This is a genomic window from Rhodococcus sp. DMU2021 (assembly GCF_019641445.1).
Taxonomy (GTDB): domain Bacteria; phylum Actinomycetota; class Actinomycetes; order Mycobacteriales; family Mycobacteriaceae; genus Rhodococcus; species Rhodococcus pyridinivorans.
The window spans coordinates 1-24,460 of the sequence record NZ_JAIFKB010000030.1 but is presented as its reverse complement, the minus strand read 5'-3'; the positions used below and the strand labels follow the sequence as shown (position 1 = coordinate 24,460).

The following is a 24,460-nucleotide window of genomic DNA, read 5'->3' as shown; positions in this document are numbered from 1 at the left end:
TGTCCGTCGGCCTGCTGCGCCCTCCGGTGAAAAGTCCCGGCATCATCGTCGAGCTGCTCCGTCATGAACCACTCTTGGTCGCCTTACCGGTACAACATCCTCGTGCCATCGCCACTGCGGTCGATCTGCGCGACCTCACCGCGGAGGCCTTCATCGGCTACTGCGACCCCTCCACCATGCACGATGCCCTGATCGCCGCGTGCGAACAGGTAGGCTTCGTCCCTTCCGTTCGCCAACAGGTAGCCGAGACCTCCACCCTGGTTGCCCTCGTCGCTGCAGGCCTCGGCGTCGCACTCGTACCGGAATCGGTACGCCATCTACGCATGAACGGAGTTACCTACCGTCCATTGAGGACCCCGACGATGACCGTGCCCCTGGCGTTGGCCTACCGCGAAGACACCATCGGCCCCCTCATCCGCCGCTACCTCGACACCGCTCGCACAGTCCTGCGCAGTAAGAAGCTCCTCGATCCAATCCCTCACGTCGACACCTTCGGCCAGTACATCGACACGCTCTGAAATCGACTCGACGCTCCGGTGGTGCCTTTACGGCATTGCGACGCCCGCTCCCCCGGCCGATAGGCGCTCTTATGTCAACCCCGATCCTGTCATCAATGCAGGTCGAGCGACCCACGAATGAACTGCATCGACAGCTCGATGCGCGCCGCAACGGCACGAGCGCGGGAAATGCCGGGTGCTTCGATCCGATGAGCGCCTCACCCGGACGGCTGGCGTCGCGCCAGCACGTCAGAGGTCCGAATCCCCGGTCCGCACCCGATACTTGCGGTTTTCGTAGCTGTCGTTGCGGTAGTGCTGGTGGAAGCAGCGCACCGGTGGATAGAGAAAGGCCGTCCACATCGATGACCCCGTCTCGGGGACAGCTGAACGTCCAACGGATTCCTTCCACCCCCTCGTCGTACCGGAAACCGGGTGTGTCGAACAACTCCGTGTGCCCCCGTTCTCTCTCAAGAACCAGGTGACCTGCTCGCCGCAGCACTCGCATGTGACCGCATTCGGCACCCTGCCGTGACGGTCGGGGACAGCGCGTTCGTCAGACACAGCGTGCGTGGTGCCACGCGATTCCGTCCCCGTGTCCGCGGAGATGTGCCGGGAGGTGGCATGGCCGGGCACCGCACTCACCCGCAGCAGCGGTCGATACAATCCGGCATGCCCACCGCTGCGCCCTTGCCGGGTCCTGAGCTTCGGATCGTGCTCAACGACGCCGCTCCTCCCGAACTCCGCGAGGTCGGGAAGGCGTACTGGACGCTGGTAGGACTCGATGCGGAAACAGGCGAACCACGATGGGAACACCGAGTCAGCGATCTTCCCTACGACACCTGGTCGGGCAGTGCACACTACGTCGCCGCAGCCGCCGCCACGGTGACTCTTCCCGACTATGTCTGTGCAGCATGTGCCGGCGACTTGATCCTGACGTCCCGGCAAGCACTCGCCGACGCCCTGGTCGGCAAGTCGGTCCGGTGCCGCACCTGTCAACCGCGCATCGACGAGCACGCAGCCCGGATCCTCGATCCCCGTTCACTCGACACACGCGCTCAACGCGCAACGAAGGCACTGGAACAACGCGCCACACAGCAGGCCGAACGCGACCGTGAGGACGCCCGACGGGCCGTCATCGCCGAGCGTTACCCGGTCGAACCGGAAGATCAGGACCAACTCATCGCCAGTGCCCCACTTCTGGCGAAGCTGGGCGCACTGGCGGTACTGCACGCCGTCGGAGACAAGAAGGGGCTGATCTACCCGATCGACACCGACGATCAGCGCATCGCACCGACGGCGACGCTCGGCGCCGAGCTGTTCCGCGCTGCCTGGCATCACGGGCTGCTCAAGATCCATCCCTCGTCACCGACCACCGCATTCATCTGGAACGACGACACCACCTTGTCCGGCAGCCTCTACCCCGGACTAGCGAAGTTCTTCATGCCCGGCGACGGCCCTGTCGACACACGACTGGCGAGCTTCGCCGACCGGCTCCGTGCCGGGCTCGACGTGACCGCGATGTGGTCGACCGAGCGGGCCGAGCTCGCGAGTCTGGCGCAGCGTCTGATCGCGGAGGAGGCCGGCCGGTACTTCGCCTTCAAACTGCGTGAACACCGGTTGCCGGACCTGACCGAGACCCACGAAGAAGCGCTGCGCACGGCCACGAGGCGCGGCGCCGGTCTGTTTCCGCTCGGGCATCTGTACCGGATGGCGTGGACTTCGGCCCGCGATGCCTCCAGCGCCTATCAACGCCATACCGGGATGCCGAAAGAAAAGTCGATCACCCACGGACTCAACCAGTTCGAGGGGCGGATCCAAGCGGCATCGGAAGATCCGGGCGCGCTGCCCGAACCGTTCGGGGAGGACAAGCACGCTGTTGCCCTCTCAGCGATCACTCGCATCGTCTTTCACACCCTGTTGGGTCTGGATCCGATGCGCGCAGGCCCGGCCGAGATCGCCGATGCGCTGACCGGATCGCCTGAGGCCGAACTGCTCCGCCAATGCGACGAGTCTATTCCCGACCGCACCGAATTGATGGCGTGGCTTCGGACCTCGACCGATCAATGGGACGGGAGTGAGTTCCGGATGATCCTCGGGGTTCTCGACCAGTGGACGCCGCATCTGTGCGCGCCGGGCTGCGCCCACGCACACATCGGCTCCATCGCCGGCGAATGTGCCCGCATCTACGACCGCATCGTCTCGCGCGTCGACGAGACCGATGCGGCCATCCTGACTGCTGAAGCTACCGCTATCGCCAATGTTGTCCACGAAGGGGTGCGCAGCGGTGACGCCGTGCTCACCGCCGTGGTCGAAACGCTGCAGGCGCGCCGAGCACAGAGATCGGACGAACTGTGAGGCCGCCGCGGCCGGATCGTCGGCTACCGGTCGCGGTACGTCACGGACGTCGGGCGAGAACCGCGGAAACGTCGCTGTGCGCGGTGAAGTGGTCGAAGGCTTCGGGGCGGAGCAGGCGCATGGCGAAGACCAGCTGACGACGCCGGGCCTCGGGTGCGTCGAGGATGGGTTCGTGATGGGCGACCCGATTACGGAACTCGCGTAGATCACCCAAGGTGTGGTGGATCTTCGCGCGGTCGGTGTTCGGCGGGAACGCCTTGTGCAGGTACGGCACCCACAGGGTCTTTTCGTGGATGTCGGAGGTCATGTAGGTCCAGAACCCGAACATCAGCTCGGCGACGATCTTGCCGGAGCTGGGGTGCTCGCCGGCTGCCCGACGGGCTTGGCCGATCTTGTTGATCGGGACACGGTTGGCGTCTTTGACCTTGCCGGTGCCGGGATCGGTGCGCAGATGCTCGGGGAACAACCGGCGGGCGGTGGCCTTGTCCGTCCAGTGTTTGTCGCCGGCGACGGTGGCGTCGACGAGCTGGGTGTCGTAGGCATTGCGCAGGGCGACTTCGAAGTGATTGAGGTCGTGGAGGAAGGCCGCGCTGAGCTTGGCGTTCCACTCGTACAGCGCCAACGCCCGGGTGCGGTCACCGCCGGATTTGCGCACGTAGAGCGCGAATCGTTCGCTGCTGAGCCACCGCTCGATCCAGGCGTCACCGCTGGTTGCCAACCGTCCTCCTCCGCCGATACACTCGGGGCATCGTAAGCCGTCGATGACCGCTGGTGTATCCATGTCGCTTCGGCTCAGGTGTGGAAGCCCCAGTATTCAGCCTCGCTGACCTGGGGCTTTCCTGTTTCTTCTTCTGCCGCACCCCCTGCGGACACCGAACCGACCGGGCGTCGACGCCGTCGTCATCGCGCCCGACATCACGTATTGTCGCCGGCTGGACGAAACGCACAGTCGACTCACCGTAGCGATGGTGAGCACCGGTAACGTCTATCTCCGAACATCACAGGACAACGGGGACGGCCCCGGTGAGCGCAGGGGATGCCCCGACATGCGTGCGAGCGGCGACCTTGGAGCACTGCGTGTCTTGTAGGTGCTCGTGGTACATCCGGACCGCCCGTTCGCGGGTCTCGGCGTCGAGCTTTCGTGGTGCTGCCATGGGTTCCAGTCTTCCTTGTTGGATCGGAACCCTCCGACAGATCCAGGGAGGTTCACCCACCCGCGGATAAAGTGGTGGCCGCGTTGATGCTCGGTTTCTGGACCGCGCTGCTTCGAGCACCACGGGATGTCGACCACGAAGCGACCTTGTGGACACCGGCGCTGGACGGGTGCTTCAACGGCGCTCGACAGCCATCCGCAGCGGTATGGACGATGGCCCAGGCGCAGAAGAGATGCCAGCGCCTGAACTGGGCGCGAAACCGCGTCAATCATTGCGAGAGCGTGGTGTTCGGGTTTCCTCAGCCCGGTCAGGCGCAGGGCATTCAACTTCGTCGCAGTCCGGCCGGCATCATCGAAGACTGCCGAGTTGTCGTCGGCCGCTTCTCCGGCGAGGTCGAGGCGTGGATGCGTGCCTCGACCGCAGTCGACCAGCTGGTTGCCCATCCTTTGGCTCAGCAGGCCCTGACCTACAACGCGAGCCAGTCGGGTCGGAAGATCGTGTAGAGAAGTGCAGCCGAACCCTTATTCGCGCCGGACGCCGGCTCTCGAGTCGTGGGCTTAATTGTCTCATGGGGTGGTGGTGAAACCTGCCGACCTCAGGTCTCGCTTCGCGTCCTCGACGAAGTGGTCGACTTGCTGCGTGAGGGTGGCCCTGAAACTCGTCACATCGCGTTGAGCCGTCGGGGGAGCCTGGCTTGGGTGTGGGCTGGAATGTCCGGGCGGTGGCGAGGTTGTCGAATGTCTCGCCGAGGATCCGTCGGTTCCCCCGGGCGTGCATCGGTCCGCTCTGGTCCCAGCGACTCGAGACATTACGAAGCTCATTCGGGTACAGCACGTTCGCGTGCGTAGGCGATGAGGCTCAGGTCAGTCGAGTCCGAGGTCTTCGGACAGCGCAGTGAGGTTGTCAGCAGCGCGCCGCGCATTGTCCTGCTTGGTGCGGAGCGAGGACGCCAGGATCCGGCGATGTCGGCCTACCGGCCGGTACCGGATCAGGCTCTGACCGAAGAGTTTGGTCATGTGAGGGCGCGACGTATCGAGCAGCTCGCGGCCTGCAGTGTTACCGCCGCGCCAGATCGTATCGCCGCCGGGTCCGACCGGCGGTGATACCTGCTTGGACCGGGGTTTGCCCCGAGCGGGGTCCCCGTCGCTTCTTGGCTGTCGTCGACACAATGTGTAATTTGGTGTTACCGAAGGTATTTGAGTAGTGTCGGCGCGTCGAAGCAAGCCGCCCCGCCGGGGAGGACGGGGTGTTGTTTCGGCCTCTCGTCCTCTTCGTTGTCGGAACCTCGCCCCCGCTGTTCCGAGTCGCCGCGCGGCCGTGTTCTGTGTCGCTGCGCGAACGCTGAGGACGGGAATCCCGGTTCGCCGCTATGCGGCGAACCGTCGCCGCCCCTGTCGGCGACGGTACGGGACCGTTGGTGCCCGCCTCGACAATGCTTTCTGCGGGCACCAACGGCCGTGCCGATTCGGCGCCCGATGTCGCGTGAACACCCGCGCACAAGTGAATATGCCCGCGTACAAGAGTTTTCGTTTCACATTTCCGCTGATGGGTGCGTGTCATCGCCGAGCCGAACCCGGCGACTCATCGCAGCTTCGGACGCTGCACCGGAGGAAGGCGCTCGAGCAGAAACGACAAGTCCGCCAGGCAGGCGTTCCAAAAATAGATGTTCAGCAACGCGGAGAAGCCCGAGGGATCGGGGCTGTCACAGGCCGGAAGCTCGGCCTCGATCGCGTCGGCAGGACGATCGAGATCGTTGCTGATCACCGCCGAAGGGAGCCCCATCGGGGTGCGTCCGCATTCGGGTGAGGTCAACAGTTCGCCGCTGTGCAGGTCGACGCAGATCGGCTCGGGTGCGTCAGTGCCGGAGGCGATGTGCACACACGTGTATACCCGCCCGCCTTCGGATTTCACGGCGCGCCATGCTGCGGATTCGGCGCTGTCGACACGATCGAGCCAGCCAAGACGATGCTCGACGAACTCGACGAACTGCGCCGCATCGAACGCCGACCCGGTAGCCGGGTCGGGCCTGGCCACGGCCGGATGACTTGTGGGTGCAGCGGTGCGCCGGTGATCGACATTCGAACGTCCCGGCCGCGATGGCGACCGTTCGGTTGACGCCGCGGTCGGACTCGTCCCGGCGCGAGGACGGTGTTTCGACGGCGATTCTCCGCGACCCGGGCCCGGCGAGGTCATCGTGCATCTGCTCCTTCATTGCGAGTTCCCGCCGAATGATCGTGCATACGACCTCCTATCGTTACCGCACTGTGGCGTATCGATCCGACGCGTCGGATCACCCATCTCCTGGGACTGCGGGAAGGCGATCGTTCCCGAGGTCGGCGCTTGCAGGTGCAGACGGGTCGTATCGTGGTGTTCGGCCGCGGCCGCGGCTGTCGCCGTGGGTGGTCCACTGCAGTGACGACAATCCAAGATCAGGTGGATGTTACTTCGATTTCCTGTTATCCAGATTGACGTTCAATCAACGGTTTTCGGATTTGCCGCTAGGTTTTTCAATGTTAAGGTAGCGCCCGCGGATCATCTTTCACCGAGGAGTGACTATGCGGGTATCCCTGTCGACTGTCGGCGCATCGTTTGGGGCGGTGGGACTTACAGCGGCCACGGTGTTGCTCTCGCCTGCGGTCGCCTCCGCTCAGGAGGACACCACGACGACCTTCGCTGTCACGGCAGGGGTGTTGAGCATCTCCGTTGCGGGCACGGCCGATCTCGGAGCCGTCGCTACCGGAGCGCAGGAGGTGTCCGGCTCGTTGGGAAATGTCACCGTCACCGATGAACGGGGAAGCCAGGCCGGCTGGGGTGCCCAGGTGTCGTCGTCGGCGTTCTCCTTAGCCCGGATGCACCGATTCGCTGGCCTGATCGCAGCGAGTTTCGTTGGGTGGCATGGGACGGTGTGTGGGCATGGTTGAGCATCCGACCTCTCGTGTCGGGTTGTTCCACTGGGGCTTTCGCGTTGAGGGTGGGCAGATGTCCTGGGCGTTAGGCGACGATCGGGTGTGCGCGACCGAAGGTGTTGTCGAACAAGTTGTGCCACGCTGTTTCCCACGGCCAGTTCTGCGGGAGGTGCAGCGTCAACCGTCTCGCCGAGGAGGCGACGCGGGCGGGGACCGAGACAATGGTGCGGCGGAGGGTGCCGGTCGTCGCTTTCGTCAGTTTGGGATCGCTGGTGAGGGTCCCGGCGGCGCGGGTGAGGTTGAACGCCATCACCGCGCAGACGAGCCACGCGGCGTTCGCCGGAAACGAGTTCGACGGTAGATGGGCGAGTGCGGAGTTCTTCAGGTCCGCGTGCACCTGCTCGATGATGGCGTGCTGGCGGTGAGTCTTGTCGGCGGCGACGGTATCGAGGTCGTCGGGGTCGGTGGTGGTGAAGAACGCGTGGAACCGCCAGATGTCGAACAACGTGCCCTGACCTTGGTCTTTCTTCGGTCGTAGGTCGGGGATACGCCGCACGACCAACCGTCCCGCAACGTGGTGGGCCTTCTTCTGGGAGGCGAACGCCGTGAACGGGATCTCGGCGACCTCCGCCCGCGAGATCCAGGTGTCGGTGCCCTCGTCGTAGAGGGCGTCGGTGTACTGGATCGGCGTCCACGAGGACTCGTCGTCGCCGATGGAGGCGATCGCACGTTTGATGGTGGAGGTCAGGCGCACGGTCACCGAGACATCGGCGCCGGCGCGGAGCGCGGCCCCGATGGTGGGATAGCCGTAGAAAGCGGAGTCGCCGCGGACCAGGGGCTTCGACGCGCCGTGGCCGTCCGCCCCGCCGGCCTGGGAACGCAGCCGGTCGACGGTGGCCAGCGCATCGGAGACCATCCGGGCGGCCCCGCGTGCGGAGCCGCACGCTCCTCGGCGCAGGCGTTGGCCGACGATCACCGGAGCAGCGGTCTCGGTGGTGACGGTGGCGATGAGGGCGTTGAGTCCGCGCACGCCGGAGTAGCCGTAGCCGGAGCCTTGTTTGCCGTGGCCGTGGACCTCGATGATCGAATCGTCGATATCGACCAGGACTCGCCCGGTGTCGATGCCGGGGACCAGTGGGGTCTTCTCGGCGAGGTTGCCCAGGAACCGCGAGGCGACGGCGTCGAGTTGCCGGACGTGTCCGAAGCTGAACTGGCGAAGAAACGATCCCAGGGTCGACGGTGCATAGGGGCGGTCGAAGACGGTCTCCATCGCCCCGTGCCGCAACAGTGCCAGGTCGGCGATGCTGTCGGCGCCGGCGACCATCCCACCGATCAGGGACCCGACCTTGTAGCCGGCGTGGGCACCTTTGTCGGTCGGCACGCTCAGGTGCTGATCGGCCAGGGTGAGCAGGCCGCTGGCCTGCGCCAACGCCATCACCGGGACCAGCCCCGCGGTCGACATCAGATTCGGGTCGTCGAACCTCGCCGCGGCGACGGGCCGGGTGTGAGATAGTTGCATCTGCGAGATGCCCTCCGGTGTGGTGTGAACTGATCCCTAGACAAGATCGATTCTTCCACTACGGCAGGGCATTTCGTCGTTACGACCCGCTCGCCACCCCAACCGAATCGGTGTATCCGGGCTTAGCGGTCGAAAGCGGGGATACCACCATCGCGGCCACCGAGGTGGACTACGCCCCCGGCGCTGTCACCCCGACCGGGACGGTCACCGCGACACCTGCGGACGCCACCGGGCTCGATACCGCCAAATCCGTCGTGGCCGGCACGGCAGCTCGCGGCAACAACACGGCTTCGTGGGCGCCTACGCTGACCGTGACCTTGCCCAGCGATGCCCTGGCCGGCACGTACACCGGGACGGTGACCACATCTGTGTCCTGATGCCCCTGACCTGGCACCCCGTGTCCTGACGTCGCAGCCCCGCCGGGTGTTGCAGGTCCGCGGCGAAGTTCCGCCCGGACAGACCTCGATGAGAACGAGTTATGAGAACGAGTACACAACGTCGACTCGCTGCGGTGCCGCTCGTGGCCGGTCTCGGGGCGCTCTCGATTGTCGGCGCGCCGCCGACGGCGGCGTCTGCCACTCCCGTCTCGATCACGGTGGAGGCGGGAACCTTGAGTATCTCTGCTCCTACCGTAATGGTGGATCTGGGGACGGTGAGCACCGCGGAGCAGACCGTGATCAGCGGATCATTGGGGTCGGTGGAGGTCGTCGACGAGCGAAACGCCGCCACCGACGCCCAGTGGGTGGCAAGTGTGGTCGCCACCGACTTCGCCACTTCGTCCGGGGGTGTGATCCCGGCAGCGGCAATCGATTACCGCGTCGGGTACATCTCGCACAGTGGTTCCGGGACGTTCACTGCTCTGGATCCGTCGGGTTTGGCGACGACCAGTCCCGTCGTTCGTGGCGCCGATCTTGCCGGCCCCAACTCGGCGTCCTGGTCACCGACGATCACGGTGGCCGTTCCCTCCGAGTCGATGGCCGGAACCTACACCGCCTCGATTACCCATTCGGTCTCGTAGAGACCACGACACGTCGAATTGTGGATTGTGTTCGCCAACGTTCAGTTTGTCCTGTCCCGTCTCGCGGTGGTCCTCACGGTGTTCTCTGCGGTGATGTGTGGGCCGGCGGTTGCGGTGGTCCATGCCCAGGACTCGCAGGCCGCCGATCGCGGCAGTATCGGGATCCGGTTGCTCGAAGCGCCCGCCAACAACCGAGATGATCCCCGGGCCAGGGTGTACATCGTCGACCACCTGGCCCCCGGCGCGACCATCACCCGCCGACTCGAGGTCTCGAACACCACGGACCGGCAGGCCGATATCCGACTGTACGCATCTGCTGCCTCCATCGAACAAGGCCGGTTCACCGGTGCCGCCGGAACGGTCGCCAACGAGCTGACGACCTGGACCACGATCGCTCCCTCCCAGGTCGCCGTACCCCCGGAGTCGACCGCCGAAGTCACTGCGACGATCGCGGTTCCCCGGGATGCTCCTCCAGGAGAGCAGTACGGCGTCATCTGGGCCGAGGTGCGCTCGAAGGGTGGTCCGGAGGCCGGGGTGACGCAGATCAGCCGGGTCGGTATCCGCCTGTACGTCTCGGTCGGGGCCGGCAACCCACCGGCTGCGGACTTCGCCATCGACTCGCTGACCGCGGTGCGCACCGAGGACGGACTTCCGGTCGTGCACGTCAACGTCCGCAACACCGGCGGTCGTGCACTCGACCTGAACGGCGCCCTCCACCTGAGCGACGGTCCAGGTGGGCTCAGTGCCGGGCCCATCCCGATGCACGGCGTCACCACCGTGGGGCCAGGAAGCTCCGGTGCGGTCACCGCTGCTCTCGACCACGAGATACCCCGCGGTCCCTGGCATGCCACGGTCACCCTCGAGAGCGGACTGATCGAACGCACCGCCGAGGCGCCGATCACCTTCCCCGAATCCGGGGAATCCGAATTCGCTGTCTCCAACTCCCGAACCATCCCTCTCATCGGCCTCGCCCTGACAGGATGCATCCTCGCCGTCGGTGCCTTGGTGGTAGCACGACAACGACGAGCGACACGATCAACACGGCACGAGTGAGTGTCGCGCCCGTCCTGCAGCGGTACGGCGAAAACCCTGCAACGGTTACATGCTCTCCTCGTCCGCGCACCGCTCCCCGAAGACAACCACCACCGCAGAGCGGGCCACGCTCCTCGAGTACACCCTGCAACCCCGAGGACCTCGCGGTAGTGTCAATCCGCCCGCACGACGGTCGTTTCGGACAGCTACCGAGGAGCGCAACGCTCAGCGAACCGCTGCCCCAATACCCAATGTGCACGCGAAGAGTTTCTCCGCTCCGTGCGATGACCCAGAGCGCACACGCCCCGATCAGCGAGGTCTCGATGACCGAATCTACAACCAACGGTGACGGCGACGAGGCGTGCTCGATCCCGCTCGGCGATCGCCACCACCTTCCAGGCCGACAGGTGACGGATCGCCCACACCGTCGAGCTGCGCCGAAGGCACCTGCGCCGGTCCGGCTCGACTCGACCTCGGTCCGATCCGGCAGGCAGGTCACCGCCGAGCGCCGCAGAATCAACTGGTGGATCGTCTCGGGAGTGATCGCGGTCCTACTGGCCGCCGGGGTGACCGTAGCCGGAGTGATCTCCATTCAGACTCGCCCCGCCAGCACCTACGAATCGGTATACATCCCGCAGGATTCTCGGCAACCGGCACCGCGCTGACAAACACCGGAGCACCCGCCCGGGCCGTGTCCACGGTCGAACACCCGCCGACGACGATGGCAACCGGAACAACCCTGGCCAATACAGGGCTGGGACAGTGGTTCCGTCGGCGCGGCGACGGACACAGCCGCGCCGACGGAACGTTCCGGCACACAGGGGACAGCGCCGGAACACATGCCGATGCTCGTGGGGCAGGCACCGACACACCTGCGCCCCACCGTCGTGTCGACACCGGTCGGGGGGGGGGGGGGACGGACCGCCGACCCGCGGCAGGGCGCACATTCAGGCGACACTCACCACGAGCATCACGCCGAACTTCGAGGACATTACCTCGATTGGTGAAGAACAGCAACATAATTCGGAACATCATCTCCGAGCGTGAAGCCAATCGCATTGCCTCACCGAAAAAGACGCCACGAATACAGCTTACGACCTCGTATCACGATGACGTTCGGCCGTATTCGCACTCCGTCGACGGTGGCACACTGCACACCTCGATTACGCCGAGGGCTGCCACCCACGCGGTGAAGGATGGGACCGATGACGAGATCGTGGCCGCTGTGCCGCACCCACGTCGCCGAGCAGAGACGTTTCGTCGCACCGACGGCAGTCCGACAGCTGCCGGCCGGGGCGATGCGGGGTCGATCGCGCTCCTCACATACGCCCTCGAGGTGTATACCTACACGCAGAGCCGGCGACAGCAAACAAACTCAGTTCGAGCCTTCGCGGTACACGCTGACAGGGACCACCGGTCCCCTCCCCTGCACGGTTGCCAAGGCTCCCGCCGTCGAGTGCACCTGCACTGCGGCAGGGTTTTCCGATTCGGTCGTCGCTCCGCCACACGCGTGTAACGCTGGATGAGGCCGGGTCGGGTGCGCCCCCGCAGGGGGCAGCGCAGCCGCGTCGGCCTTCACGCATCGAGTCCCGCGCCAAAGCCGGTTCCTCGATCCCGAAGCGAACCCCGGATCCACGTCCTTCAGAGCCGACGTAAGGGCGGGAGGCATCACCGGCTGAGCATGACAACCGACAATTACGTCTGCGACCGGATGCACATACTCGTCAGAACGCTCCACAGTCGACTGCCGTCACGTAGGTCGGGATTCGGCATGCAGTTCGAGACAGCGCGTGGATCGCGCGCAGATCCGCGATGCGCGGGACCGGTCAACCACCGGCGTCGATGGTGCACAGAATTGTCACCGTCGGATAAGAAGGCCGATGCTCATCTGGAACTGAAACCAGACGAAGTGCCCTCTGGCCCCGGCACCACCTGATCGAGTGTTTTCGATAGGGCGTGGAGCAGATACCTCACTGTCCTTCCAACACCCCCATCAGATCCTCGAGCAGTGCCTCGGTGCGGGCTTCGATCTCGTCGAAGGCATCGGCGAGGCCTTCGAGTGCCTCGTGATCGCGGCGGCGGGCGTTGGCGCCGCGATCGTAGTAGTCGGGGTCGAGAATAATGTCGGGCTCGGCCCGGGCGTCGACATCATCCCGTGGGGGAACAGGCAGCACCCGCCGCACCGGTGCCCGGCCGGACAGGTGCGCCCGCACCAGTGTCGATATCGACTGCGGGGTCATCGATTGCGCGTGCGGGAGGTGTCCCCAGCGGTCGATCGGACACAGCAACGGTTGGCGGGCCTGTTCCGCATCGAGTGCGTCGGTGATGATCTCGATGGGGTTGGTGAGGTGGTGGCGCAGCAGATGCGTTCCGGGATACAGGTCGAGAAACGCCTGAATCTCCGCCCACCGGTGATAGATCGCGGCGGCAGGGTTATCCCCGGTCTCAAGATCCGGTGGAAGCCGAATGCGTTCACCCGCCGAGGTGGTAACCACCAGAGCGTTTCCCTCAACACGAACATCGCGGCGGCGGAGCCGGACGATGTCGGTGAAGCTCATGCCGGCAGCGGCCAGGACCAGGAGTAAGGCGTCGCGACGGCCGAACAGTCCACTCGGCCAGCCGGTGCTGGGTAGCTCGGCCGCTCTGTGCAGCAGCAGGCGTCCGAGCCGGTCGAGACGCGAAGCGCGGGTGGTGTCGAGGTGCCGGCGCACCGTCTCGGTCCGCCCCGGCGGCGGATAGCCGTGCCCGGTGTGCACGGCATTGATCGCCGACAACCGGCGGCGCTGCGTCGCAGGCGCAGCCGGGTGCTCGTGCAGGAACAGCGCTAGGGTCTCGGGTGCGGCGGGAATCGGTCGGTGGTCGGCGGCAGCGCACCAGTCGGCGAACAGCGCCCAGTCGTGCCGGTAGCGGGCCGGGATGCGTAGGCCGAGGTCACCATCGTGAACATCGTTGCGGCGGATGTCTTCTCGTTCGGTGCGGGTCATCGCGCTCAGAGTCCAAGGTTGGTGACGGCGTTGCCGATGAGCGGGGCGTGTTCGCGGGCGTAGGTTTCGAGCATGGCGGGGGTGCTGTGCCCGGTCTGGCGCATGATCGCGTGCGCGGAGGCGCCGTTGCGGAAGGCCTGGGTGACGAACCCGGCCCGCAGCGAATGCCCACCGAGCTGCTGGACGATCTCGGGGTCGTAGCCGGCCTGCTCGGCCCGGCGGCGGATCGCCTGGTGCACGGCCGCCCCCGACAGGGCGGTGTCGGAGAGGTTGCCGTTCTTGCGGATCGACCGCAACCACGGCGAGGACGGCACCATCCGTGGCCGCGACCCGCGGCACACGTGCGCCGCGAACGGTTCCGCGTTCCGGAGCAGGCGGATGACCGCGGGCCGGCCCCCGGAGTCGAAGGCGGCGACGACCTGCGCCCACCGCAGCCACGCACACGGCGGACAACTCGCATGACTGTGCGTGAACGGCAGCGCCCGGATACTCCCCCGCCCCTCCTGATCGGTCTTCGATTTCCGGAGGCGGATGTGCAAACCGTCGCGCCGGTGCAGCGACACGTCACTGCAGGTCAAGGCGACGAGCTCGCTGCGCCGGAACGCTCCGGCGAAGCCGAGCAGCAAGATCGCACTGTCGCGGCGTTCGAGGACCTCCGCGGCCCAACTGCCACTGTCGGCCCGCGCACGCTCGACGATGGTGACGATGTCGGCGGTGAGCAACGGTGCCCGCGGCGTGCGGGGCCGCTCCCCCGCCGCCGCGTAGTCCCGGCGAATCCCGGACAGGGTCGCGGTGACCAGCTCGTCCGCCCCGGGAGCGGGATGACCGGCGCGGCGGTGGTGGTAACCGATCCCGGCGACCCAGCGGGCCAACGTCGAGGGTGAGTAGGCCCGCTCCCCCACTTCCGTCACGGTGGCGGCGGCGTCGAGGAGGTAGGCGGCGACCGTCAAGGGATGCGCCGGCAACGCGGCGTGACCTTCGCGCTGGCACCAGGCGGTGAAGCGGGTCCAGTCGGCGGCGTAGTTGCGGCGGGTCGACTCGGACCGCGAGCGCGCCGCTGTCCCGGCGACCTGCGTGAGGGTCTCGACCGGCAGAGCTGGCACGGACGGTGCGGCGGGCTCCGCGGCGGTCGACACGGAGGCGTCGGAGGGGTCCGGATGGCGCATCAGCAGGTCGTCGGGCACGAACCGGGAGCCTACCGGCCACTTCGGACAGGTTTCCACCGGAAAACGCGCTCAGCAGGGGTTTTGACGGTGATGGTGCGCTAATGGCAATTAGCAGCATCAATGCCGTACAAACTATGAGTGACACACCCGAGCACGCCCGATTTATACCATTCATACGTTTCAGCTTGTTGTCGAGATGCAGCGAAGACTAGCGAGATGAGCGAGGCAGATTAACTGGGCCGACTAGCGCCTTGATAATACTTCTGAGCTGCGGTTTCCCGGAATGAAACCTTGACTGGCGCTCTCGTCTCACCGAGCCTCTGTCGATAGTGCCCCGTGGAGTGGTGGACTTCGGATCGGCTCTGCAGCACACGTAGCGATCAACGAGTCATGCTGAATACTATGCTGTTTCGTTCGATCCGGTCAACGACAACGCCGGTTCGGTAGCGTGCTCTTTGGCGGCGATCACCGCACGGAGCTCGTCCATGCTCACATCCGAGACATAGCGGCGGGTGACCTGCCACTCGTCGTGCTGCTCGATGACCACCGCGGTCGCCAGGCGTAGAAACGCCGCCGGGTTCGGGAAGATCTCCACCACGTCGGCTCGACGCTTGATCTCCTTGTTCAACCGCTCAATCGGATTATTCGACCACACCTTCTGCCAATGCGCCTTCGGAAACGCGGTGAACGCCAACACATCATACTTCGCCGACTCCATCAACGCCGCGACCTTCGGAAACGACCCGGCGAACGTGTCGGTGACCTGATCCCACTGCGCAGCGACCTCGACGGGGTCGGTATGCGCGAAGATCGTCTTGACCGCCGCCATCACCGGCGGCACATGCTTCGCCCCGACCGTAGCCCGGATGTTGCGCATGAAATGCACCCGGCACCGCTGCCACGCCGAACCCGCGAACTGCTGCGCGATAGCTGCTTTCAACCCGCTGTGTGCATCGGAGATCACCAGATGCACCCCGGATAGCCCCCGGCCCCGCAAACCGATGAGGAACTCCCTCCAGAACTCGTAGGATTCGCTGTCGCCGACGGCGGTGCCGAGCACCTCGCGGCTCCCGTCGATCGACACCCCGGTCGCGACCACCAGTGCTTGGGAGACCACGTGCGCACCGATGCGGACCTTGCAGAAGGTGGCGTCGAGGAACACGTACGGAAAGCTCGTGTGCGTCAGCGTCCGCTCCCGGAACCGGGCGATCTCGGTATCGAGGCCGGCGCAGATCCGTGAGACCTCCGACTTCGAGATCCCGGATTCGACCCCCAACGCACCGACCAGGTCATCGACGCTGCGGGTGGAGACGCCGTGCACATACGCTTCCATCACCACCGCATACAGCGCCTTGTCGATCCGCCGACGCCGTTCGAGCAAGGAGGGGAAGAATGACCCGGACCGCAGCTTGGGAATCTTCACCTCGACATCACCGCTGGTGGTCGACACCGTCTTCGTGCGATGCCCGTTGCGATGGGTGGTGCGCTGCTCGGTGCGTTCGTAGCGGCCGGCGCCGAGTTTGTCGGTGGCTTCGGCTTCGATCAGGGCCTGCAGGCCGGTGCGGATCAGTTCGGCGAACACGCTGGCGGTGTCGGCGCCCTTGAGCGCGTCGAGCTGGGCGAGCAGTGCAGAATGATCGTGGGTCATCGCGTAGCTGCTTTCTGTGAGTCACTGTGAGAGGTAACTCGTTGATCACTACGCGATGGTCCACCCTCGGTGAGGGATCGACACGCCGTGGACCTGCCTGGATGCCCTCAGCCGATTCCCACCACTCCCCGGGACTTACCCCCTCTGTCAATCTGTAGCGGCGTATCCTGTCAATCTTCACTGCATCTCGACATGTAGGTTCTCTGGGAACATGTCATTTTCCAAGGTTCCTATCACTCGGGCGGGCACTATAAAAGTGCCCGGAACCTGCGAGGTTGAGGTCGGGTACGCGCAGGATCCAGGCGATCCTGTCCCGACGCCCCTCGTTGCGGCAGATCCCCATTGGATGGTCCTTGGTACTGCTGGCACGGAGAATCCGCACTATGCACCGACCAGCAGCCTTTGAACACGTTCGCCAATGTCACAGGCCGCAGTCGTCGGGTAGTTCGCGTCCAGTCGCGTCGAGCAATACCAGTCGTTGCACACCGACGCCGGGCGACAACACCCGGGCGGCGATGTGCGCACCGTATCGGGCCGGATCACCGAACAGGGCGAGTCGCTCGTCCTGGCTGAGCGATACGTCTGCGGTTGCTGTCCGCAGTGGCCGGTGAGCTGATTAGGCAGGTTCGGGGTCAATGCCTCCGGAGAAGGAAGTGCTACGACTGTGAACGAGGTAGCGGTGGATGGTCTGAGCCGCGTTGGCGAGAGTGTCGGCTTGCTTCTGATCAAGTCGCTCACTGGTCAGAGCCTGTAGCACTAATGAGGTCAGAGCGTTTTCTGCGATCACCGGGAAGGCCCGTTCTCCGTCTCGAAATTCGGGACCGGTGTTCGTAGCGGCTTGTTTTCGTTCTTGTCGGACCGCGTTGTACCGTTCTGCAGGAAGCCGCTTGTCTATTTCTTCCTCTGCCCGAGTCACTCGCTCAAGGAGCGATTGATCTACGGTCTTTCGCCGAGTCACTGAACTGGCACGTTGGCAGAAATCTCGTGCGGTAGTAAGTAGACGGTCTGCGGGAATTGGGAACTTAGGAAGCATAGTGCCGTCTTGTACTTCAATGTCGTGGACTGCCACCGCGTACCTGGCCAAGGCCAACGCATGGAGTGCGCTATGCTCGTATACCCGCAGGAAGGTCCATGCCTTCAGCGGTTTAATAGCGGCGTACAGGCTTTGAGCCGGGGGAATGCGAAGTTTTCTGCCACCGATATGCACCACTACCGCCGAAGGGTTGCTGTCGATTTTCTCGTATTCCCTGAGCAACGCATCATTCATTGTTTTCAGCTTGATCAGAGCTTCGGCGTCTGCCCGTGCGTCGCGACCACGCTCATCGTCTGCGTAGAGCTGGAGTAGTTGTTCTACCAAATCGGGAATGTCATTTCCGTCAGGAAAATATTGGTCAATCAGCTGCTGATAGGAAGGATGGGTGGAGAAGGCCCAGTCAACAGCGCACAGACGTTGCACGATGCTGGTTAGGTCATGGTACCGAACGCGGTCGTTTGCGTCGGTTCCGATACCGGGTTTCTCAGTCACTAAGAATCGAGCAACGTCTCGTAGGCTGGCGATTGATTCCTCGCGGTCGTTACGTATCAGAGCGGATGCGCGTTCGGCGTGAAATCGAGCAACCCTTGCTGTTATGGGTAAGCGCAATGAGCGCGCCAACTCCGCTTCACGTCGCTTCCAGGTCTCGACCAGATACAAGAACCGGTCGGTCTTGTTCAGATCATTTATGTATACGCGAGAACGTCGGACTGCTGCCCAGGCAGCGGCTCGTGCGCAGAGCATCTGCTCATGTCGAAGGCGCCTCGAACGGGATCGGCTCGGGCTGCTTTCTGCGACTTTGTAGCCAGTTTCGGCAACCTTGTATGCCTGACGCAGGATCTTGTCTGATTGCCCCGAGGTTCGCAGTAACTTTTCCGCAAGATGTTGCGCAAGAATCACCTGCTCCGCGTCGTCGCTGTATCTCCTTGCCCTTTCGAGCGCTCGCTCAAGGACTTCGATGCTGGAGTCAGCATTCCACACCCTCGCATAGGGATCCCCGGCCGGCTTCTTGGCCGTGATCAAGTATGACTCCAGCGCTGAAGGAACCGGACGGTCAAGGGAAACAAGATGCGATCGGGTGCGCTCAAGAGCTTCGTCCACCGATGAAAATTTCCGGTACAGGTTTGCGCGACTGTGTGCAAGCGGGCTCTCCCCCTTAGGCGCTCGCACCTCGTCGTTATAGGACGAGATCCACTCACTCAGTTCGCGCATGGAGATGCCTCGGTGAGGTGCCGATATCCGCTCCATGCACCATGCAATCGCCTCAAAGTAGTCGTTCATCATGTCCCTTTCGCCTTCTGTCGTCCCCGCACCGTCTCTTTGAGACATTGTCTCATGAGAATTTGACTGTATTAATGTCTCATGAGACATGTCTCATTCAAACATAGCGTCCTACCTCAGGTTATGTATTGACATCGCGAACAACTGCGGGTTTTATATGGACTATCGGTCTTATCCATCTGGCAAACAGGCGGGATGGGCAGAGAGTTCCAGGCCGATCGCTCCCACAGGAGGAAAAATGAAGACGAGTATGCGACAAGCAATCGCTGGTATAGCGGGTGGCCTTGCGCTGGTAGGTGGGCTTCTGGTCGGGACCGCTGGAGAAGCATCGGCCGCGCCGACTGCGAAGCAGTGGACCAACTGTGGACCCCACACCTGCACCACCTACTTCACCAAGGACCAGACCAAGGCATTCGCCAACTACCTCGAAGGCGTGGCCGGAACAACAGGGAAGGTCAGCGAAGCGATCTTCTGTGGCGCGGTCGGAGGGCTATTCGGGAAGGCGGCCGGTGTGACTGCTAGCGGAGTGTGCGGAGTCGTCGGATTCCCGCAGTACGGGCCTTCCGCGTGGGCGGATGCCGCGAGTAAGGCAGCTTCCGCCAACGGTTGCCTCCAGGTGGAAAAGCCCCGCAAGGGGGTCGGCCTCCTCAAGCCGGGTTACACCACGCACCCGTCGTACTGCCGGGGATAACCTTGCACGAGATCCGCACGGCCACGGCTTCTTAGAGGGCCAGAGTTAGATGTTCAGGCAAAGGGGTCCGTGTCGATGGCTGACACGGACCCCTTTCGTGTGTCGGCGACAAGCTTGGGTATCGATTCGGCGGTGGTGGGCGAGTGTGCTTGTTCCAACTCTTCCTCCGGCGATGTGCACAATGCGAGCTGTCGACACGAGCCCGATTTAGAAGAGGATGCTCTGCTGGTCGCCGGGACGGTCACCTTCCCCGTTCCGCCGATCGCGGACTCGCGATCCCACAACAAGGTCTTGGTGACCTTGCCGACCTGCGAGATCAGCGCCCACATTCCCGACAGGATGTCCCCGCCCTGCCGCGACGGGATCATCGTGGCGGTGATGAACCTCGAGTACGCCAGCGTCATCACCAGCACCGGTGGCACCCGTTCCTGACCCGGGTGCCACCGGGATCCTCGTCTCCGGAAACCCTCCCCAAGCACTGCGTGCAGGGTGGTGCCCCCAGATCGCACTGGGGTGAGCCGGCCCGGCTCGTAGGACACCCGATCCACCGGATCGACCCCGACATATTCCGGCCGAATGACGCGGATCCAGTCTTTGAGGGTGGTCATCGAATGCTCCCACCTGATCCGTTCGGCGATCACCGTCGCCGGCATTCGCGGGAACTCCGCCAGCAGCTGCCGCACCTGCGGTTCGACCGCGTCCGCCAGTGACCCCCGCGGTTTTCGTTTACGCGTCGGTGGCCCGTCGGCTCGCAGCGCCGCCCGCACCGTATTGCGGGCGATCCCCATCCGCCGAGCGATCTCCTTGATCGGCAACCCCTCGCTGCGATGCAGTCGACGGATCTCTGCCCAATCCTCCACTGATCTCACCCCTCCAGCATCGGAGAGGGATCAGTTCCAATCCGTCGCTATGGGGTCATTCTCAGGCCGTCGTCGACAATCGTGTGCCGATCGCTGTTCCAGCGATTTACCGAATCCTGCACTTATGTTGTGTCCTTAGATCCGCCGGGCTACAGATGCCCGCGCTTCCAGTCGGATAGTTCGCGAGAGTGATTCCTGATGATCTTCTCTGCGATCGAAGCGAACGCCTCTTCGAGGGTGGCCTCATCGTCCTGGTATCCCGTGCCCCGGACCACAAATCGCGGCTGCTGATCACCATGCTGCCATTCCACCGCGAACTTGAACGCATCGATGCTCTCGTCATGCAGCAACCCGTGCTCATCTGGCGTGTAAACGTTCCTTACGCGAGGTGAGCTGCCATACGAAGGTGGGCTCCAGAACGACCCGTCCGGAAGTAGGAGATCCACAGCGAGGCCGTTACCCAGACCACTTCGCTGGTACCGCACCACATAACCTGCCGGTGACATCTTCTTGAGCCTGAACAGGCCGTCAGATGCTCCCACAACTACGCGTAGGGGGGTGATGCCCTTCTTCCCCAGGTAAGAGCGTAGGGAGGCAAAGAGGTTCTCGAAAGCCATGCGACCTGCACGTGCAGCCTGCCGCTCGAGTTCTTCTCGACTGGCTTGAGAGGTCGCCAGCGAGTCGCGGGCCTGTTGACGACGCTGAAGTGCTTCCTCGAAGTCCATCGCGGGATCCTATTAGGTGGCTGGTGTTCGCAATGTCATCCGAACGGGTGATTAATCGGATCGATCAGAACAGTGTTCCTTGCCAGTCCCCGGGGTTGGTTTTCGCGTGGAACAACGCGTCCTCGTCGTAGCCGTTGCGCTGATGAGGCTCAGCGAAGGTGCTCACTTGTGCTCGTCGAAAGTGCCCACTCGCGGGCGGGTTCACTGTAGCGGTTGTCGGGTGCCGGTGGTGGCTTGACGGAGCTTTTCCGACCGGGCGTGGTGGTCACGCAGCCGGTAGGAATCCCCGTCGAGGTTGAGTACCACCGACCGATGCAGGAGCCGGTCGAGCATCGCGGCGGCGACGGTCGTATCGCCGAGGACCTCACCCCACTCTCCGACACCCCGGTTGGTGGTGATGATGATCGAGGTCTTCAGATAGCGTTGCGCGACAACCTGAAACAACGCGGATGCGGCCTCGCCGGGCAGGGGTAGATAGCCGAGTTCGTCGATCACCAGCAGCGTCGGGCCGGCGTAGAACCGCATCGTCGTCGCCCACCGGCCTTCGATCGCAGCGCGGTGACAGCGGGCGGCCAGATCGGCGGCGGTGGTGAAGTAGGTGCGATAGCCGGCATGCGCGGCTGCTCGCGCCAAACCCACCGACAGGTGGGTCTTTCCGACCCCCGGTGGGCCGATGAGCAGGACGTTCGTCGCGGTTTCGAGGAACCGGCAGGTACCCAGTTCGGTGATCAGTGCCCGGTCGAGTCCGGGGGCGGCGTCGTAGTCGAAGTCCTCGAGACAGGCCGGGGTGGGCAGGCACGCGAACCGCAACCGCCCGGCGAGGCGGCGGGCTTCGGTGGCCTCGACCTCGATCGACAGCAGCTGTTCGAGGGCCGCGGTCATCGACAGTCCGTCCTTCTGGGCTCGGTCGAGCACCGACGGCAGCGCTTCGGCGGCATCGTGCAGCTTCAAGGTCGCCAGGTGACCGCGTAGCCGCTGATAGAGACTCGCCGTGTTGGTGGGCGTGGTGGCGTCGGGGGTGCTCATGCCAGAGTGTTCCTTCCGCGGGCGGCGCGCTCGTAGGCGGCCAGGTCGACAACCGTCGATCGCGGTGTCGTCGATGACAACTGACGGTCAGTGGTGTCGGTGCGCAATGCTGCTGCTGCAGTGAGGGCGTCGGGTCCGGGTGGGATGCGTTCCTTGCGGCGGTGTGGCCGGCCTCCGGCCATGGCGGCGGACATCGCGGTCTGGTCGAGGGCATGGACATGGCCGTGATCGCGCACGAGAGCGCCGGCCCCGTCCGGAGCGAGGCGGTGGCGGGCGACGGTGATGTGTGATGCGGTGACGATGTCGATCACCTCGTCACCGAGCCGCCGGGTGACGGTGACCTGCGCTGCGGCCAGTTCCGGGGGCACCGAGTAACGGTTGCCTCGGTAGGCCACCAGCGCCTGCCGTGACACGGTGCGGGTCTCGGTGACCGTCACCGGATACGGAACCGATGGCGGCGGTGTCAGGGGTTCGGTCGCGGCGATCGCCGCCACCGTCGATTTTCCTTCGGGGGCGCTCCGGGATCGGGTGTCGGTGCGCAGGCGGCAGAATTCGTTCAACCTCGTCTGCGCCTGCTCGACGGTGACCTCGTCCGGCAGTGTTCGCCACCATCTCTGCGCCGCAGTCAGATTCGCTTTCTCGACGACGCCTTTGCGGTTCCCGGCCCGAGGCGGGCAGATCGCAACCGAGACGCCGTAGTGTTTGGCCGCGCCGGCGAACGAGGCGGTGACCTTCCCGCTGTCGGGGTGACAGACCGTGGACATTCGATCGAACCGCCAGGTACGGGTCAGGCCGCCGAGTTCGCGGACGATGCGGTCGAGACCGTCGATCAGATGCGGTTGGGTCATCGCCGGGGCGAGGACCCCACGCCACCGCCCGGAATGCGCCAGCGATCCGACCAGCAGATATGCGGTCTTGCCCCACGCCCAGGAGACGGGCGGGTCCGGCAGCTCGAGCCAGTCCCATTGGGTTTCCGCCCCCGCCGGATGTTCGATGACCGCGTTGGGGCGGTCGGTCGCGCACGCGCAGGCTTGGCAGACGGGCCGGAGCTTGCGTTGCCGGATCTGGCGGGTCAGCGTCTGATACGAGGCGGTGTAGCCGAGGTTTTCGAGTTCGTCGCACAAGGTCCGCGCCCACAGGTGCGGATCCTCGGTCAGACGAGCGGTGACGTAGTCGACGAACGGCTCGAACGGATCCTCACCAGCGGGTTTACGGACCCCTGGGGTGGTGGTGCCGTTCAGATAGTTGCGGATCGTGCGCCGGTTTCGGCCGGTATGCCGGGCGATCGCCGAGATCGTCCAGCCTCGTTTGTGCAGTGCGTGGATCTCCACGTCTTCCTCCCATGTCAACATGAGAAAGCGGGTCTCCTTCGGGGTGCTGGTGCGTGGTCAGAGACCACCAGCATCGAAGGAGACCCGCCCTCATCGGCGGAGCCACACGGGTGAGCACTTTCGGTGAGCAGGACTGAGCAGGATCAAGGAGCGCCATCAGCGCAACGCTTCACGGACGGCGAGAGATCGCTCGTAGCGCGAGCGCCCCTGTCCATCGAGCAACGCGTGCCCGGACAGGCGGCCGAGAGCGATCGCGTAGCGAACGTTCTCGCTGTGTGTGGACTGCACCAGATGCTCCGGCCCGACACGCACGCACAGCGGCTCGTTGCATTTGTGCTCGCACACCACATCCGGTGCCAGAGGCCCGTGCACCAACTCCACCGAGAAGCGATGCGCAAGCATCGTGCGTTGCCGGTTCTCACGCTGGAAGTTGAACCGCCCGTATCCATCGGGCGCACTGATCGCACCGACCCAATACCAACACGTCGGGGACTTGACGACCTTCGACCAGAACGCCGCGATGTTCGTCTTCGACGGACGCAGCGAGTTGTCCACCACCCGGACCCGCTGCGGCCGCTCCTCCGACTCCTCAGTGACGATCTCGACGTCGAGATCTGGAAACCCGATGTCGAGCGCGGGCTCCCCGTCCTCACTCATGACGGCAGCATCACGACGCCGCAGGCACCGTCTGCTTGTCGTCCTGCTTGTCCTCGGACGAGGATGCAGCCGACTCAGCGGCATCGGCGACACCGAGATCTGCCTTGGCTTGCATGATGAGCGTCTTCGCCTCGCGGGTGCTCACGCCGAGCAGCGGTGCCAGCTCCGACGCCGAGGCGCTGCGACTGAACGTCACGATCGCTTCCGCGTACTCGCGCAGCAGCGACGATTCCTGCTCGCGCTCCTGCGGAGTCAACGTCTCCGTGCCGGCTTCCATCTCCCGCTGGATCTCGGCGATCTTCGCCGCATACTCCTCTTGAATCTTCTTGATGCGACGATCCCGGGTCTGCTCGAACCGCTCGATCTTCTTCAGCGGAGCCTGTGCCCGCGAGGCGACCGTTGCTTCGAGCTTGGACAGCTTGTCCGTCGCGTCGTGGATGGGGCCGGCCAACGCTTCCAGTTCCGCCTGACGGGCGAGCAGTCGCTCCCGTTGGCGGCGGGCGTTTTCCCGAACGTTCGGCGTCGTGTGCGGACGAAGTGAGCGGCGAGATGCCGATTGCGAAGTCGAGGCCATAGG

At 64.5% G+C, this 24,460-nt stretch carries 22 protein-coding genes and 1 pseudogene; 8 read left to right on the top strand and 15 right to left on the bottom strand.

The features are described from left to right. Both K3M35_RS23955 and K3M35_RS23950 read left to right on the top strand, forming a co-directional pair. Positions 1-518 (top strand): LysR family substrate-binding domain-containing protein (locus K3M35_RS23955; RefSeq protein ID WP_220667090.1); only part of this gene is annotated, 518 nt, incomplete at its 5' end. 648 nt (positions 519-1,166) lie between these two features. Further along, complete coding sequence (locus K3M35_RS23950; RefSeq protein WP_220667089.1) at positions 1,167-2,852, top strand: hypothetical protein; 1,686 nt, start codon at positions 1,167-1,169, stop codon at positions 2,850-2,852. Between the two features lie 40 nt (positions 2,853-2,892). On the opposite strand, the gene K3M35_RS23945 is transcribed toward K3M35_RS23950, so the two are convergent. After that, a complete protein-coding gene (locus tag K3M35_RS23945; protein ID WP_220667088.1) occupies positions 2,893-3,570 on the bottom strand; it encodes an Abi family protein in 678 nt (225 codons plus the stop codon). A 280-nt stretch (positions 3,571-3,850) separates the two neighbouring features. After that, positions 3,851-4,006: a hypothetical protein gene (locus tag K3M35_RS23940; RefSeq protein ID WP_220667087.1), complete on the bottom strand. Its 156-nt coding sequence runs from the start codon at positions 4,004-4,006 to the stop codon at positions 3,851-3,853. Between the two features lie 74 nt (positions 4,007-4,080). Between K3M35_RS23940 and K3M35_RS23935 the strand changes: the two genes are divergently transcribed. Next, positions 4,081-4,509: a hypothetical protein gene (locus K3M35_RS23935; protein ID WP_220667086.1), complete on the top strand. Its 429-nt coding sequence runs from the start codon at positions 4,081-4,083 to the stop codon at positions 4,507-4,509. A gap of 360 nt (positions 4,510-4,869) precedes the next feature. Here the strand turns inward: K3M35_RS23935 and K3M35_RS23930 are convergent, their stop codons facing one another. Together K3M35_RS23930 and K3M35_RS23925 are read right to left on the bottom strand one after the other, a co-directional pair. Further along, complete coding sequence (locus tag K3M35_RS23930; RefSeq protein WP_220667085.1) at positions 4,870-5,022, bottom strand: hypothetical protein; 153 nt, start codon at positions 5,020-5,022, stop codon at positions 4,870-4,872. 565 nt (positions 5,023-5,587) lie between these two features. After that, positions 5,588-5,884, bottom strand: coding sequence for a hypothetical protein (locus K3M35_RS23925; RefSeq protein WP_220667084.1), 297 nt, complete (start codon positions 5,882-5,884; stop codon positions 5,588-5,590). Positions 5,885-6,603: 719 nt separating this feature from the next. On the opposite strand from K3M35_RS23925, the gene K3M35_RS23920 reads away from it, so the two are divergent. Next, positions 6,604-6,927, top strand: coding sequence for a hypothetical protein (locus tag K3M35_RS23920; RefSeq protein ID WP_220667083.1), 324 nt, complete (start codon positions 6,604-6,606; stop codon positions 6,925-6,927). A gap of 70 nt (positions 6,928-6,997) precedes the next feature. On the opposite strand, the gene K3M35_RS23915 is transcribed toward K3M35_RS23920, so the two are convergent. Then, complete coding sequence (locus tag K3M35_RS23915) at positions 6,998-8,431, bottom strand: IS1380 family transposase (RefSeq protein ID WP_094980062.1); 1,434 nt, start codon at positions 8,429-8,431, stop codon at positions 6,998-7,000. A gap of 164 nt (positions 8,432-8,595) precedes the next feature. On the opposite strand from K3M35_RS23915, the gene K3M35_RS23910 reads away from it, so the two are divergent. The 4 genes from K3M35_RS23910 (at position 8,596) to K3M35_RS23895 (ending at position 11,146) form a co-directional block, all read left to right on the top strand. Next, a complete protein-coding gene (locus tag K3M35_RS23910; RefSeq protein ID WP_259444413.1) occupies positions 8,596-8,808 on the top strand; it encodes a hypothetical protein in 213 nt (70 codons plus the stop codon). 101 nt (positions 8,809-8,909) lie between these two features. Further along, positions 8,910-9,449, top strand: coding sequence for a hypothetical protein (locus K3M35_RS23905; RefSeq protein ID WP_220667082.1), 540 nt, complete (start codon positions 8,910-8,912; stop codon positions 9,447-9,449). A 27-nt stretch (positions 9,450-9,476) separates the two neighbouring features. Beyond that, a complete protein-coding gene (locus tag K3M35_RS23900) occupies positions 9,477-10,502 on the top strand; it encodes a DUF916 domain-containing protein (RefSeq protein WP_220667081.1) in 1,026 nt (341 codons plus the stop codon). Positions 10,503-10,765: 263 nt separating this feature from the next. Further along, positions 10,766-11,146 carry a hypothetical protein gene (locus K3M35_RS23895; RefSeq protein WP_220667080.1) on the top strand — a complete coding sequence of 127 codons (381 nt, stop codon included), beginning with the start codon at positions 10,766-10,768 and terminating at the stop codon, positions 11,144-11,146. A 1,305-nt stretch (positions 11,147-12,451) separates the two neighbouring features. Here the strand turns inward: K3M35_RS23895 and K3M35_RS23890 are convergent. The 10 genes and pseudogenes from K3M35_RS23890 to K3M35_RS23845 all read right to left on the bottom strand — a co-directional run. Then, a complete protein-coding gene (locus K3M35_RS23890) occupies positions 12,452-13,465 on the bottom strand; it encodes a hypothetical protein (protein ID WP_220667079.1) in 1,014 nt (337 codons plus the stop codon). A gap of 5 nt (positions 13,466-13,470) precedes the next feature. Then, positions 13,471-14,631 carry a tyrosine-type recombinase/integrase gene (locus K3M35_RS23885; protein WP_220667091.1) on the bottom strand — a complete coding sequence of 387 codons (1,161 nt, stop codon included), beginning with the start codon at positions 14,629-14,631 and terminating at the stop codon, positions 13,471-13,473. A gap of 400 nt (positions 14,632-15,031) precedes the next feature. After that, on the bottom strand, positions 15,032-16,279 hold the full coding sequence (locus K3M35_RS23880; protein WP_220667078.1) for an IS256 family transposase: 1,248 nt from the start codon (positions 16,277-16,279) through the stop codon (positions 15,032-15,034). A gap of 616 nt (positions 16,280-16,895) precedes the next feature. After that, a complete protein-coding gene (locus tag K3M35_RS23875) occupies positions 16,896-18,596 on the bottom strand; it encodes a hypothetical protein (RefSeq protein WP_220667077.1) in 1,701 nt (566 codons plus the stop codon). Between the two features lie 900 nt (positions 18,597-19,496). Continuing rightward, positions 19,497-20,153: pseudogene (locus K3M35_RS23870) on the bottom strand (helix-turn-helix domain-containing protein); the annotation flags it as partial. Positions 20,154-20,293: 140 nt separating this feature from the next. Then, positions 20,294-20,869 carry a hypothetical protein gene (locus tag K3M35_RS23865; RefSeq protein ID WP_220667076.1) on the bottom strand — a complete coding sequence of 192 codons (576 nt, stop codon included), beginning with the start codon at positions 20,867-20,869 and terminating at the stop codon, positions 20,294-20,296. A gap of 201 nt (positions 20,870-21,070) precedes the next feature. Then, positions 21,071-21,895, bottom strand: coding sequence for an IS21-like element helper ATPase IstB (istB, locus tag K3M35_RS23860; RefSeq protein ID WP_192378530.1), 825 nt, complete (start codon positions 21,893-21,895; stop codon positions 21,071-21,073). Beyond that, entirely contained in the window at positions 21,892-23,247 is a 1,356-nt protein-coding gene (locus tag K3M35_RS23855; protein ID WP_220667075.1) for a helix-turn-helix domain-containing protein, read from the bottom strand. Before K3M35_RS23855 ends, istB begins: the two co-directional genes overlap by 4 nt. A 135-nt stretch (positions 23,248-23,382) precedes the next feature. Then, positions 23,383-23,883 carry an HNH endonuclease gene (locus K3M35_RS23850; RefSeq protein ID WP_220667074.1) on the bottom strand — a complete coding sequence of 167 codons (501 nt, stop codon included), beginning with the start codon at positions 23,881-23,883 and terminating at the stop codon, positions 23,383-23,385. Positions 23,884-23,893: 10 nt separating this feature from the next. Then, positions 23,894-24,460 (bottom strand): hypothetical protein (locus tag K3M35_RS23845; RefSeq protein ID WP_220667073.1); only part of this gene is annotated, 567 nt, incomplete at its 5' end.

What these genes read in the sequence shown, in the direction of transcription:
- K3M35_RS23950 (WP_220667089.1), top strand. Translation starts at nt 1,167, where the DNA reads ATGCCCACCGCTGCGCCCTTGCCGGGTCCTGAGCTTCGGATCGTGCTC.
- K3M35_RS23940 (WP_220667087.1), bottom strand. Translation starts at nt 4,006, where the DNA reads ATGGCAGCACCACGAAAGCTCGACGCCGAGACCCGCGAACGGGCGGTC.
- K3M35_RS23930 (WP_220667085.1), bottom strand. Translation starts at nt 5,022, where the DNA reads ATGACCAAACTCTTCGGTCAGAGCCTGATCCGGTACCGGCCGGTAGGC.
- K3M35_RS23915 (WP_094980062.1), bottom strand. Translation starts at nt 8,431, where the DNA reads ATGCAACTATCTCACACCCGGCCCGTCGCCGCGGCGAGGTTCGACGAC.
- K3M35_RS23905 (WP_220667082.1), top strand. Translation starts at nt 8,910, where the DNA reads ATGAGAACGAGTACACAACGTCGACTCGCTGCGGTGCCGCTCGTGGCC.
- K3M35_RS23895 (WP_220667080.1), top strand. Translation starts at nt 10,766, where the DNA reads ATGACCCAGAGCGCACACGCCCCGATCAGCGAGGTCTCGATGACCGAA.
- K3M35_RS23890 (WP_220667079.1), bottom strand. Translation starts at nt 13,465, where the DNA reads ATGACCCGCACCGAACGAGAAGACATCCGCCGCAACGATGTTCACGAT.
- K3M35_RS23885 (WP_220667091.1), bottom strand. Translation starts at nt 14,631, where the DNA reads ATGCGCCATCCGGACCCCTCCGACGCCTCCGTGTCGACCGCCGCGGAG.
- K3M35_RS23880 (WP_220667078.1), bottom strand. Translation starts at nt 16,279, where the DNA reads ATGACCCACGATCATTCTGCACTGCTCGCCCAGCTCGACGCGCTCAAG.
- K3M35_RS23875 (WP_220667077.1), bottom strand. Translation starts at nt 18,596, where the DNA reads ATGATGAACGACTACTTTGAGGCGATTGCATGGTGCATGGAGCGGATA.
- K3M35_RS23865 (WP_220667076.1), bottom strand. Translation starts at nt 20,869, where the DNA reads ATGGACTTCGAGGAAGCACTTCAGCGTCGTCAACAGGCCCGCGACTCG.
- istB (WP_192378530.1), bottom strand. Translation starts at nt 21,895, where the DNA reads ATGAGCACCCCCGACGCCACCACGCCCACCAACACGGCGAGTCTCTAT.
- K3M35_RS23855 (WP_220667075.1), bottom strand. Translation starts at nt 23,247, where the DNA reads ATGTTGACATGGGAGGAAGACGTGGAGATCCACGCACTGCACAAACGA.
- K3M35_RS23850 (WP_220667074.1), bottom strand. Translation starts at nt 23,883, where the DNA reads ATGAGTGAGGACGGGGAGCCCGCGCTCGACATCGGGTTTCCAGATCTC.